At 63.0% G+C, this 11,854-nt stretch carries 10 protein-coding genes; 4 read left to right on the top strand and 6 right to left on the bottom strand.

Annotated elements, in window-relative coordinates; all coding sequences use genetic code 11:
* Positions 1-59: 59 nt before the first annotated feature.
* Complete coding sequence (pilB, locus tag SOM47_RS04710; RefSeq protein WP_042614623.1) at positions 60-1,784, bottom strand: type IV-A pilus assembly ATPase PilB; 1,725 nt, start codon at positions 1,782-1,784, stop codon at positions 60-62.
* 336 nt (positions 1,785-2,120) lie between these two features.
* Between pilB and SOM47_RS04705 the strand changes: the two genes are divergently transcribed.
* Positions 2,121-2,552 (top strand): type II toxin-antitoxin system HicB family antitoxin, encoded by a 432-nt coding sequence (locus SOM47_RS04705; RefSeq protein ID WP_320504905.1) that lies wholly within the window; start codon positions 2,121-2,123, stop codon positions 2,550-2,552.
* A gap of 147 nt (positions 2,553-2,699) precedes the next feature.
* Here the strand turns inward: SOM47_RS04705 and SOM47_RS04700 are convergent, their stop codons facing one another.
* From SOM47_RS04700 to SOM47_RS04685, 4 genes are all read right to left on the bottom strand, one after another.
* Positions 2,700-2,987: a hypothetical protein gene (locus SOM47_RS04700; RefSeq protein WP_320504904.1), complete on the bottom strand. Its 288-nt coding sequence runs from the start codon at positions 2,985-2,987 to the stop codon at positions 2,700-2,702.
* On the bottom strand, positions 2,984-3,400 hold the full coding sequence (locus SOM47_RS04695) for a hypothetical protein (protein ID WP_320504903.1): 417 nt from the start codon (positions 3,398-3,400) through the stop codon (positions 2,984-2,986). The genes SOM47_RS04700 and SOM47_RS04695 overlap by 4 nt, the downstream gene beginning before the upstream one ends.
* 576 nt (positions 3,401-3,976) lie before the next feature.
* Positions 3,977-6,994 (bottom strand): fused MFS/spermidine synthase, encoded by a 3,018-nt coding sequence (locus SOM47_RS04690; protein WP_320504902.1) that lies wholly within the window; start codon positions 6,992-6,994, stop codon positions 3,977-3,979.
* A 325-nt stretch (positions 6,995-7,319) separates the two neighbouring features.
* Positions 7,320-7,721: a pilin gene (locus tag SOM47_RS04685; RefSeq protein WP_320504901.1), complete on the bottom strand. Its 402-nt coding sequence runs from the start codon at positions 7,719-7,721 to the stop codon at positions 7,320-7,322.
* Between the two features lie 353 nt (positions 7,722-8,074).
* Between SOM47_RS04685 and SOM47_RS04680 the strand changes: the two genes are divergently transcribed.
* Genes SOM47_RS04680 through coaE form a run of 3 tightly spaced genes read left to right on the top strand, consistent with a single transcriptional unit; the run spans position 8,075 to position 10,815 of the window.
* A complete protein-coding gene (locus tag SOM47_RS04680) occupies positions 8,075-9,334 on the top strand; it encodes a type II secretion system F family protein (RefSeq protein WP_320504900.1) in 1,260 nt (419 codons plus the stop codon).
* Between the two features lie 3 nt (positions 9,335-9,337).
* Positions 9,338-10,201, top strand: coding sequence for a prepilin peptidase (locus tag SOM47_RS04675; RefSeq protein ID WP_057687384.1), 864 nt, complete (start codon positions 9,338-9,340; stop codon positions 10,199-10,201).
* The gene (gene coaE, locus SOM47_RS04670; protein WP_320504899.1) at positions 10,198-10,815 is read left to right on the top strand and encodes a dephospho-CoA kinase; all 618 of its coding nucleotides are present in this window, start codon (positions 10,198-10,200) and stop codon (positions 10,813-10,815) included. Before SOM47_RS04675 ends, coaE begins: the two co-directional genes overlap by 4 nt.
* Before the next feature lie 28 nt (positions 10,816-10,843).
* Here coaE and SOM47_RS04665 read toward each other — a convergent pair whose 3' ends face one another.
* The gene (locus SOM47_RS04665) at positions 10,844-11,761 is read right to left on the bottom strand and encodes a hypothetical protein (protein WP_320504898.1); all 918 of its coding nucleotides are present in this window, start codon (positions 11,759-11,761) and stop codon (positions 10,844-10,846) included.
* Between the last annotated feature and the right edge of the window lie 93 nt (positions 11,762-11,854).

Here is an 11,854-nt window from a genome sequence, read left to right as displayed (position 1 = left end):
GTAGTGACCGCCGCTGGCCGTCAATCCCTGAAGCTGACGGCCAGCGGCCGTCACTACCGTCAATCCTTGGTGACGCGGTTGATCTCGGCCAGGCTGGTCACGCCCTTGCTCGCCTTCACCAGCGCCGACTGGCGCAGGTCGTTCACCCCGATCGCCTGGGCGGCTTCGGCGATCTGCAGCGCATTGCCGCCGGCCAGGATGATCGTGGAAATCTCATCGGTCATCGGCATCACCTGGTAGATACCGGTACGACCCTTGTAGCCTTCGGTGCATTCATCGCAGCCAACGGCTTCATACAGCTCGATACCCGCATCCAGCTGGGCCTGGGTGAAGCCTTCGGCCAGCAGCGCGTGGGCCGGCAGTTCGGTGCGGCGCTTGCAGTTGTTGCACAGCCGGCGAGCCAGGCGCTGGGCGATCACCAGCGTCACCGAACTGGTGATGTTGTACGGCGCGATACCCATGTTCATCAGGCGCGCGATGGTCTGCGGCGCATCGTTGGTATGCAGCGTGGACAGCACCATGTGGCCCGTCTGCGCGGCCTTGATCGCGATCTCGGCGGTTTCCAGGTCGCGGATTTCGCCGACCATGATGATGTCCGGATCCTGGCGCAGGAACGAACGCAGTGCCGCGGCGAAGGTCATGCCGCGCTTGTTGTTCTGCTGCACCTGGTTGACACCGGGCAGGCGGATTTCCACCGGGTCTTCGGCGGTGGAGATATTGCGCGTTTCATCGTTCAGGATGCCCAGCGCGGTATACAGCGAAACCGTCTTGCCCGAACCGGTCGGGCCGGTCACCAGCACCATGCCGTAGGGCTTGTGGATGGCGTCCTTGAACAGCTTCTCCTGGTCCGGTTCGTAACCCAGCTTGTCGATGCCCAGCTTGGCCGCACTGCCGTCCAGGATACGCAGCACCACCTTTTCACCGAACAGCGTCGGCAGGGTACTGACGCGGAAGTCGATCTGCTTGGTCTTGCTCAGGTTGAGCTTGATGCGCCCGTCCTGCGGCACGCGCTTTTCGGCGATATCCAGCTGCGCCATGACCTTCAGGCGCGCGGCGATGCGCTGGTTCAATTTCACCGGCGCACGCGCCACCATCTTCAGCAGGCCGTCGATGCGCAGGCGCACGCGGTAATCGTCTTCGTAGGGCTCGAAATGGATATCCGAGGCGCCCTTGCGGATCGCATCCACCAGTACCTTGTTGACGAACTTCACCACCGGGGTGTCATCGCCCTTGGCGTCGATTCCCGAATCACCGGCGCTGTTGTCGTCATCGGTACCGATTTCCAGATTGGCCATGCCCTCGTCGTCGTCGCCCATCTGCGAGGACATCGAATCGTGGCTGGTCTGCCATTGTTCCAGCGTGCGGCGGATCTGGTCTTCGTCCACCAGGATCGGTTCCACCACCAGGTTGGTGTGGAACTTGATTTCATCCAGGGAATGGGTCGGGTCGCTGGTGCCCACATACAGCTTGCCACCGCGCCTGAACAGCGGCAGCACGTGGTGCTTGCGCAGCAGCTCTTCGCTGACCAGCTTGATCGCGCTCTGGTTGGCATCGAACACGCCGACATCGAACAGCGGCATGCCGAATTCGAGCGAATTGGCCGCGGCCAGCTGGGCGGCGGTGACGACCTTGTTCTGCGCGAACCACTGCGGCAGCGGCAACCGCGCGGCGGTCGCCTTGGCCATCGCATCGCGTGCGCCGGCTTCATCCAGCGCCCCGTCCTGGACCAGCCGACGGGCAATACCGGTGATACCGACGAGATTTGCGGTGGCGACTGCGTTCATGCGGTTCCTCATTGTGTGCCGCCCGGCGCATCCCGCCCCGTACAGCTGCATATTGGTCCGCTGCTGGCTCCCCCTGCAGCAGGCTCCATCTTACCCTGAGACCGCCGATTTCACCGCGCTCACCGTAGTGTCGAGCTTGCTCGACACCCCACCTCGATTGCGCTTTCACGAACCAACGCCGATCAGACAACGCCGCCGGGTAGCGTGCTGCTCGGAGCTCATGGTCCATGCAGCCGGCTCGCGTACGTGATTGAGGAATTCTTGAAAATTGTTGTGTAGACTTGTGTAGCAAGGGAGCATCTGGGCTAATACTCCCATGCCCGGATGGAGGACCTGATGTTCTATCCCGTATACGTCCACCACGAACCAGGCGCCGCCTACGGCATCACCATTCCTGATCTTCCTGGCGTCTTCTCTGCGGCCGACGAAGCAGCCGATATACCACGCATGGTGCAAGAGGCAGTAGAAGCGATGTATGAAGGCGAATCAGCCGGCCCTGGGCCCGCATCGCAATTGGATCGCTACAGCCAGAGCGACGAATACACCGGTGGCTTCTGGATGCTGATTGATGTCGACCTGTCCAAGCTCAGCACGAGAGCAGTACGCTTGAATATCAGCCTGCCAGAGTACCTGGTGGGTAGGATCGATGAAGCAGCGGCGTTGCGGCGTATGTCCCGATCGGCGTATCTGGCTTTGGCCGCGGAACATGAGTTGGGCGGCGTGGCTAGCCGCAACAATCAGGCTCCAAGCAGTCCCCCGCATCGCTGACTTCGTGAGCCGTGGGACACGCGCGCCACTGGGCCGCTGCGGATCACGTTGAAAATCAGGTTGTGAGGGTGCCCCTGGGCACCTCCAGACGGATCCATCTCTGCACCGACATCAACGGCCCGGGTGCCGGGTCAATATAGTCCCCCCTCAAACAACCTCCACCCGCAGCTGCAGACCCAGCGCCCGCGACACGCCCAGCACGCTGTCGAAGTACAGGGGACGGGTACCGTTCAACTGCCGGCGCATGGCTTCGTCGCTCAGCCCGCACTCGCGTGCCGCATGCTGGATGCCGTGCAGCTCGGCTGCCAGCAGCAGCGAGCGCGCGAACGTGGATTCCTCATAATTGGCCATGTGCAGGCGGGCATCCAGATACTCGGCCGTCTCGGCGGAGCGCGGGTTGGCCGCGCGGGCGTTGGCACGCTCGCAGGGCGTCATGGCGGGATCCACATGGCATCGGCCGATGAACGCACCAGGTCGCGTCCGGAGAGGATCAGCCCCTCCACCATCAAGCTGGTGACACAACCTTCCGACTGCACATCCTGCTTACCCAGGTGCACCGCATGCAGGACTTCGAAGATCGATGCCAACGCCTGCAGGGTGCGAAGGGGAACGGCGACCAGCGCGGCGCGCTGGGGCTCCTCAGGGCCGTCGCTGCCGGTTGGCGCTGCCTCGGCATCGACGTCTGAAACCAAGCGCAATGGGACCACTACGTGCTTGTTGGTGCGCGAAGTTTCAGACGCTTCCAACCGCCGTTCCAGGCGTTCGATGAAGTGCGGTGGGAAGTCGAGCATCTTGTCGCCCAGCAGGGCGTACAGCCGCTTGGCGGCAAGGGGGTAATGCGATTCCATCTGCGTACCTCACACGGCTTGAGGCCACCTGCGCCGAGGCGCAAGGTGGCGGGCGATGCGGGTTGCCATACCGGAGAATCAAGCAGGAAAAGCCCGGCGGATCAGGGATCCCCCACATCGCCCGCCATGAGACCGGCACGCGATGCAGCGCATTCTCCGCCGTGCCCAAAGGGCAAAACAGAGGCAAAAAGCTTGATTCTTGCAGGATGGCAATCCCGGCTGACGCTCTTCGTCGCCAGCGTGTCCATAGCATCAGCCGTAAGCGCTTGCGTACATGGGCGAAACTGCAAAAGCGATGCGCGGCAGGCCACGCACTCAGCACGGCCGTCGGCCCCATCTCGAACTCGTTCCGCGTGCTCGCACCGAAGCGAAGCCACGCCTACCGCGACACGCCGACCTTCCCGTAGTGTCGAGCTTGCTCGACACCCAGCCTCGCCCAAGTGTCGAGCAAGCTCGACACCTACCTGCTCTGCGGTAGTGACGGCGGCTGGCCGTCAGCTCCTGCCTGGGTGGGTGACGACCGTTGGTCGTCATGCTTTTGCCTTTACCGCTTCGCTCGCCGAGCACGGCTCGGCGCTACCTTTCCTGCTTCCCCAACGCCGCCATATAGGTCAGCAACCTCAACCGCCCGCTGGCCCGCGCATCGGTACCGAGCGAGTTCCAATAGCGATCCGACAATGCCCGCGCCAGCACCGTATCGCCGCTCGCCCACGCCGCGTACTGCATCGCCCCGAACAGGTAATAACCCGATCGCGCATCGGCCAGCAGCCCAACACTGTGCGGGCCTTCCAGCAGGCGCTGGCCGCTTTCCAGAACCTGCGCATGATCATCGGTGGCCGCAGCAGACACCAGCGCCAGCGCATCGATGACCGTAGGATCGCGCAGCGGACATGGCCGCCACGTCGGCCGCACCCACAGCGCCTCGCGCTCGGCAGGTGGCAGGAACGGCACGGTTTCACCGGCCAGGAAGAACACCAGCCCGGCCGTTTCCAGGGGGGTGATCTCCAGCTCACAGCGCTCACCCAAGGCACGCAGCGCATCGGCCAACGCATGGTCGCCACCGCCCGGCAGATCCGCGCCGTGCTGCAGCCGCTGCGACAACAGATAGGCAGTGCTGCGACGTTGCAGCACCTGCAGGTTCAGCTGGGCGCCTTCCGCCGGGGGTACGCGCGGCTCAGGCCCGCCCCACGCACGGGTCAGCGGCCAGGGAGCGGTCATGATCGATTCCACGTCCCCCACATACCCCTGCTGGAAACGCGCCACCGGCGCGCGCAAGGTGAGGATCGGGTGGTAATCAGAATGACGCGGCGAAGGATAAAGCGCCGGGTAAGCACGCAGCGCCGCATCACCCATCGCGTACGTATCGCGCAGGTCATCCAGTCCGTGCACACCCACGCGCGCCAGTTCCGTACGCAGCGCCGGATGTTCAAACACACCTGCATTGAGCTCGGGCAGTCTTCCCTTCGGCGTGGCCACGATGATCAAGTCCGAATCATTCGCCAGATAGGCACGCACATCGCTGAAATGATCCACCAGTCCATCCAGCACGGAGGACACCAGTTCCGGGGTGATTTCATACAGCTGCAGCCACTGTACGAACAGGCCGCCGTCGTTGAGCTGGCCCGGCACGAACGCGTAGAACTCATCGCTGAACAACGACGCCGTGCCGCCCACCCACGGATTGGAGGGCTCGGAAATGATCAGGTCGTAGCGGCGCCCACTGCCGGCAAAATGCGCCTTGGCATCATCGATGACGATATGCGAACGCGGATCGGTATACGCGCGCGAAACGCGATCACCGAACAGCTTGGCGCCCTCCACCATGGCCGGTTCGATCTCCACCGTATCCACCTGGCCGACGCGCGGATCGCCAAGCAACGTATGCGTGGTGAGTCCGGAACCGAATCCGATCACCCCCACCCGCTCGAAGCCATGGCCGAGCGCCAGCGGCAACGCACCGAGCAGCACCATGGTGGATTCATCACCGCTCGGCTCCTGGTCCACGCTGACTGTCATGCCCGCATCCACCTTGCCGTTGGTGGCGATGGAGCGCACCGGCCCCGCCCCGCGATCAGTCTCGAACACCGATACCGTAGCGGTCTGCCCGTCCTTGAAGAACAGCATCTTCGCGCTGTCATGCAAGCGCGCACCGCCATGCCGGTACACCGAAGAACTGAGCACCAGCGGATCAAACCGCACCAGCGCCACCGCTGCGATCACACCGGCGATTCCCAACCCCACGGCAAGCAAAGCACCTCTGTGGGTGGCGACCTGCTCTTGCTCTTGGTGGGTGGCGACCGTTGGTCGCCACGCTTTTGATCCTGCTCCTGCCCCAACCCCCATAACCCCACCAGGCCACAACAACCAAACCCCCAACCCCACATCCACCACCGCCGCCACCAGCAACGCGTATTTCAGCCCCAACATCGGCATCAGCACATGCACCGCCGCCAGCACACCGACAATCGCGCCCACTGTATTGAACGCATACACCTGCCCGATGACCTTCTCCCCGCGCCCCTGCCGCAGCAGCGCCAGCGTCAACAACGGCAGCGTCATGCCCGCGAAAAACGCCGCCGGGAACATCACCAGTACCGCAATCACCGCACTGGCCACGCTGTACAACCCGTAGCCCTCCGCACTGCGCACAATCACCCGCATCAGCCAGCCGACCCACTCGAACGCCTGCGCATAGACGAACATCGATGCAAGCGCAGCCAAGCCCATCAGCACCTGCACCCAGCCCGCCGCCCGTAGCGGCGAGGCCATGCGGTCCGCCCGATGACGCAGCCACAGGCCGCCAAAAGCAATGCCGGCAATGAACGCAGCCAGCATCAGTTCAAAGGAATGCAGCGTAGTACCCAGCGCAAGCGACAGCATGCGCACCCACGTAATTTCATAAACGAACGAACTGGCCCCGGTAAGCAGCGCAATACAAAGCACCGTCCCCACCGTTCGATCTCGCCCGACAGGTAGTGTCGAGCTTGCTCGACACCCTCCCTCAAAATCCCCCGCCCCACCAGGTAGTGTCGAGCTTGCTCGACACCCGACAGCCGACTCCCCCTGCCCACCAGGTAGTGTTGAGCTCGCTCGACACCCGGCAGCCGACTCCCCAGCCCGCGCCAACGGATAAATCAGCACCGCCACCAGCACATTCAACGCACCCGCCACCATCACCGCGCCCGGCAACCCCAGCGCCGGCAACAACAGATACGTGGACGCCAGCGCCCCCGCCGCCGCACCAATGCTGTTGGCAAAGTACAACCCGGCCAGCACTTCTCCCTGCGCGTGTGGCTGCACACGCAGGTAGCCAGCGCTCATCAGCGGGAAAGTGGCCCCGAGCAGGATGCACTGCGGCAGCACCAGCACCGTGGCGATAGTCCAGCGCAATGCCGTGGCGCCCTGCCCGTCAAGGCCGGGCAGTAGGTGAGCGTATGCCCAGCCGGTGACGCCCTGGAAGATGCCATCGAAGGCGAGGCCGAGCAGGCCGATCAGCAGTTCGATGGCCGCGTAGGCGAGCAGCGGGTAGCGCCAGTCAGTGCTGCGACGGCTTGCCCACCATGCGCCGAGGGCCATGCCGCCCATGAAGAGCATCAGGACCAGGGATTGGGCGTGGGACGAATGGCCGAGGAACAGGCCGAGGTACTGGCTCCACAGGGATTGGTAGATGAGGCCCGCGAAGCCGGAGAGAATGAAGATGGGGAGGAGGTAGAGGGCTCTGGTTCGCTGGTTTTCCAATGCATCTCTCGCTGATTTGTCGATCGCCTACAGTTCAGTTTAATAAGCGAATCCGCTCAGCTGGGCTGAGCATTACGCAAGATCGAAGCGACACACTCCAGAAGCATAAAAAAAAGGGCCCTGCATGGCAGGACCCTTCTTTCGATCGCAAGTCTGCGGCTAAAGCTGCAGAATCAATCAATTAGCGGCATTCAGCCGGCAGGTACTTGTCGTCACTGGCCGAGGAGCAAGCCCAGTTGGTACCAGCTGCCACCAGCGTCGGGGTGTAAACCAGCACAACACCAGCAGCCTTCGTGGTACCGGTCACGGTCACAACGCCAGCGGCGCAGGCCAGCGATGCGGTGTTGTTAGTAGGGGTGTTGAAGGTAGCCACGCCACGGCAGGCATTGTCATTGATGGCATTCTCACTGGCGATGTTCTCGCCAATGGTCGCCTTTGCACCGGACGCCAGAACGGCCATTTCAGAGACGCGCGAGCGAATGGTGTAGTCCTGGTAAGCCGGCAGAGCGATGGCAGCCAGGATGGCGATGATCGCGACGACGATCATCAGTTCGATCAGGGTAAAGCCCTTCTGGTTCTTCATTTTTACGTCCCCAAGGAATTAGGTGGTGTGGAAAGGAACTGCTGCCGGAGCCGGTAGTCCCACCGGTTGAGCGGGCCGCAGCACCTTGCAGAGGAAAACTACGCAGGTTGCGTGCCAACTTCCCCGGCACGCCCTCCTCATCTTCCCGGCGGCAATGATGCCAGCATTTCCCCGATTGGGAAGCCCTGATTCCAGGTTCTGCGATGGCCCCAGCAATGTGACGCAGCACGTCACCTTTTGCCCATCTCGACGCCCTAAGCGCGTCACCCCCCACTGGACTGCCCAGAACGACTGGAATCCGCTAGCATCTGCGGCTAGATGCCTGCTGGGGATGGCAGGCCGGGGAGCTCAAAATGTCAGCAAGTCGCAGTGCGATCAGAAAAGAGCCCGTAGTGCGCAACACTATGGAGCTGGCGCCTTTTGTCTGGGAGGGGACCGACAAGCGTGGCGTCAAGATGAAAGGCGAGCAGCTGGCGAAGAATGCCAACCTGCTCAAGGCCGAACTGCGGCGCCAGGGCATAACGCCCAAGGTAGTAAAGGCGAAGAGCAAGCCGTTGTTCGGCCAAGCTGGCAAGCCGGTGTCTCCAAAGGACATCGCCTTCTTCAGCCGCCAGATGGCGACCATGATGAAGTCTGGCGTGCCCATCGTGTCGTCGCTAGAAATCATTGGCGGGGGCCACAAGAACCCGCGGATGAAGAAGATGGTTGATAGCATCCGCGCAGACATTGAAGGTGGCTCCTCGCTACATGAAGCCATTAGCCGTCATCCGGTGCAGTTCGATGAGCTCTACCGCAACCTTGTAAGAGCAGGCGAAGGTGCGGGTGTTCTTGAAACCGTGCTGGACACGGTCGCTAATTACAAAGAGAACATTGAAGCACTCAAGGGTAAGATCAAAAAGGCGCTTTTCTACCCTGCGATGGTCATGGCCGTTGCATTGATCGTCTCCTCGATTTTGTTGCTGTTCGTCGTTCCGCAGTTCGAAGAAGTATTTGCCGGCTTCGGCGCGGAGCTTCCCGCTTTCACTCAAATGATCGTGAACATGTCTCGCTTCATGACGGCATGGTGGTGGCTGATTTTGATGGTGCTGATCGCAGCGATAGTGGGCTCAATCATGGCCTACAAACGCTCGCCAAAAATGCAACACGCCATGGATCGCCTTATCCTGAAGGTGCCCGTGATCGGCCAGATCATGCACAACAGCTCCATCGCCCGCTTCGCCCGTACCACGGCGGTGACCTTCAAGGCCGGCGTGCCGCTGGTGGAGGCTTTGGGCATCGTCGCCGGCGCCACCGGCAACAAGGTCTACGAAGAGGCCGTGCTGCGCATGCGCGATGACGTATCGGTCGGTTACCCGGTCAACATGGCGATGAAGCAGGTCAACATCTTCCCGCACATGGTGGTGCAGATGACGGCCATCGGCGAAGAGGCCGGCGCGCTGGATACCATGCTGTTCAAGGTGGCCGAATACTTCGAGCAGGAAGTGAACAACGCGGTCGACGCGCTGAGCAGCCTGCTGGAACCGATGATCATGGTCTTCATTGGCGTGGTCGTTGGCGGTATGGTGATCGGTATGTACCTGCCTATCTTCAAACTCGGCGCGGTGGTTGGATAACACATGGCATTTCTAGACCAGCATCCGGTCCTCGGCTACCCCGCCGCGGCCGGCCTGGGGTTGCTGCTCGGCAGCTTCCTCAACGTCGTCATCCTGCGCCTGCCCAAGCGGCTGGAATGGCAGTGGAAGCGCGACGCGCACGAGGTGCTGGAGCAGGAGGACATCTACGAGCCGCCGCCGCCGGGCATCGTAGTGGAGCCTTCGCACTGCCCGCACTGCAAGCACAAGCTGTCGTGGTACGAGAACATCCCGCTGTTCAGTTGGGTGATCCAGGGCGGAAAGTGTCGCCATTGCAAGGCGCCGATCTCCATCCAGTACCCGCTGGTGGAGCTGCTGACCGCCGTGCTGGTGCTCGCCAGCGTGTGGCAGTTCGGCTTCGGCTGGCAGGGCTTTGGTGCGATCGTGCTGTCCTGTTTCCTGGTGGCGTTGTCAGGCATCGACATGCGCACCCAGCTGCTGCCGGACCAATTGACCTTGCCTTTGATGTGGCTGGGGTTGATCGGCGCGGTAGACAATCTATACATGCCGGCCAAACCTGCCCTGCTGGGCGCGCTGGTGGGCTACCTGTCGCTGTGGTCGGTGTGGTGGATCTTCAAACAGCTGACCGGCAAGGAAGGCATGGGCCACGGCGATTTCAAGCTGCTGGCCGCGCTGGGCGCGTGGTGCGGGCTGAAAGGCGTGCTGCCGATCATCCTGCTGTCTTCGGTGGTGGGGGCCGTGGTGGGCTCGATCTGGCTGTACAGCCGGGGCCGTGACCGCGCCACGCCGATTCCCTTCGGGCCCTACCTGGCCATCGCCGGCTGGCTGGTCTTCATGTGGGGCGAGCCGTTGATTGACGGCTACCTGAGATACGCCGGCCTGCGATGAGCCGGTTCGTTGTCGGCCTGACCGGGGGCATCGCCTCCGGCAAGAGCGAGGTGACCCGGCGCTTCGAGGCGCTGGGTGTGACCGTCGCCGATGCCGACTTGGCCGCGCGTGCGGTGGTGGCGCCGGGCAGCCCGGCGCTGGCGATGATTTCCGAACGATTCGGGCCTGGCATGCTGCTGGGCGATGGCGCGCTGGACCGCGCGCGGCTGCGTGCCCACGTGTTTGCCGATGTGGCCGAACGCAAGGCGCTGGAAGCGATCACCCACCCCGCCATCCGCGAGCTGCTGCGCACCCAGTGCGAGCAGGCAGCCAGCCCCTATGCCATTGCCGCGATCCCGCTGCTTACCGAGGCCGGTGGGCGGGAAGCGTATGCGTGGCTGGACAGGATTCTGGTGGTGGACGCGCCGGAGGCCCTGCAGCTTGCCCGGCTGATGCAGCGCGATGGCAATGATGCGGTGCTGGCGCAGCGGATGATCGATGCGCAGGCCACGCGGGCACAGCGGTTGGCGTTGGCCGATGACGTGGTGGCCAATGAGGGTCACCCGGATGCGCTGCAGGCGCAGGTGGAGCGGTTGCATGGGGCTTATTTGAAGCTGGCGCTGGCCGGCCAGTAACCGGCCGCGCCGCACGTTGGACCGGGCCTCAATCTACCGCCTGCATGCGTCCGATGACGCGCACGACGGAATCGATCTGCGCCCTTATCGCGAGTTCTCGATCACCAAGCTCACCGGGCTGGAAAATCAACTCCTCGAAACTACGGTCGCTGCAGTGGAAGGCGTTGAGGCAGAGTTCCAGCATCACCTCTCCGCCAGGTTGGCAGGCCTCTCCCATTCTGCACGCAACAACCGACATGACCGCCAGGGCGTCATTTGGCTTGACCACAGTGCCAAGGTGGCGGGTAAAGCCGGCACTGTTTTCGCTGCCCAACAGGGCATGCAGGGCGCGCCCATCGGCCTCCCGCAATGCGCGCTCCCACGCGGCCGCAACACGCTCCGGCCTGCCTTCGCCCGACGACCGGAACGCCGCCATCGCCTGCGCAGGTACGTCCCCTCGCGTTGCGGCGGCATCGAGCCAGAGCGCGGCCGCCTCTGCAGGAACGCGCTGCCCACCATCCAGTGACTGGCATTGTTGGAGACGAAATTGTGCAGCCCCGGCGAGCAGCGCGCGTTCTTCTGCAGTCGTGAGATTCGCTGCCATGTTGCGCGCGCTTCGCAGGTAGTCGTCCGTTGGGCTCGCAAGCGCTGGAAAGCATCGCTGGTACGCTTGGCCGAGCTCACGCTGGGCAATCGCATTGCCTTGGTCAGCCTGCCACTGCAGGGCTGAAAGGTCTGCTGACTGCTGGCTGCGCCAGAACGCGGTAGCCCGCGATTCGGCCACGGGAGTCGGGCCGTCCACTGCCTGCGTTTCATGCGCCGGTTCGGATACGCCTTTCGTCTGCGCTGATTCGGCGGCGTTCAGCGGGGGCGTTCTGGAAGAAGGTTCTTCGTGGTGTAAGCGCCACGCAACAGCACCTGATGCTATTACACAGGCCAGTGCCACGGCTGCTGCTTTCCAGCGCATCCTGCCTCCTGTTTCAGTCCTCTTGTCCTGAAGCGTACGGCACGCGTGCAAGCTGTGCGAGCTGGTAAACAATGGACGGTAGCGCCGAGCCGT

This window comes from Stenotrophomonas sp. CFBP8980 (genome assembly GCF_034046095.1).
GTDB classification, from domain to species: Bacteria; Pseudomonadota; Gammaproteobacteria; order Xanthomonadales; family Xanthomonadaceae; genus Stenotrophomonas; species Stenotrophomonas lacuserhaii.
Note: the sequence above shows the minus strand (reverse complement) of the source record. Positions and strands in the feature narration are given on the sequence as shown.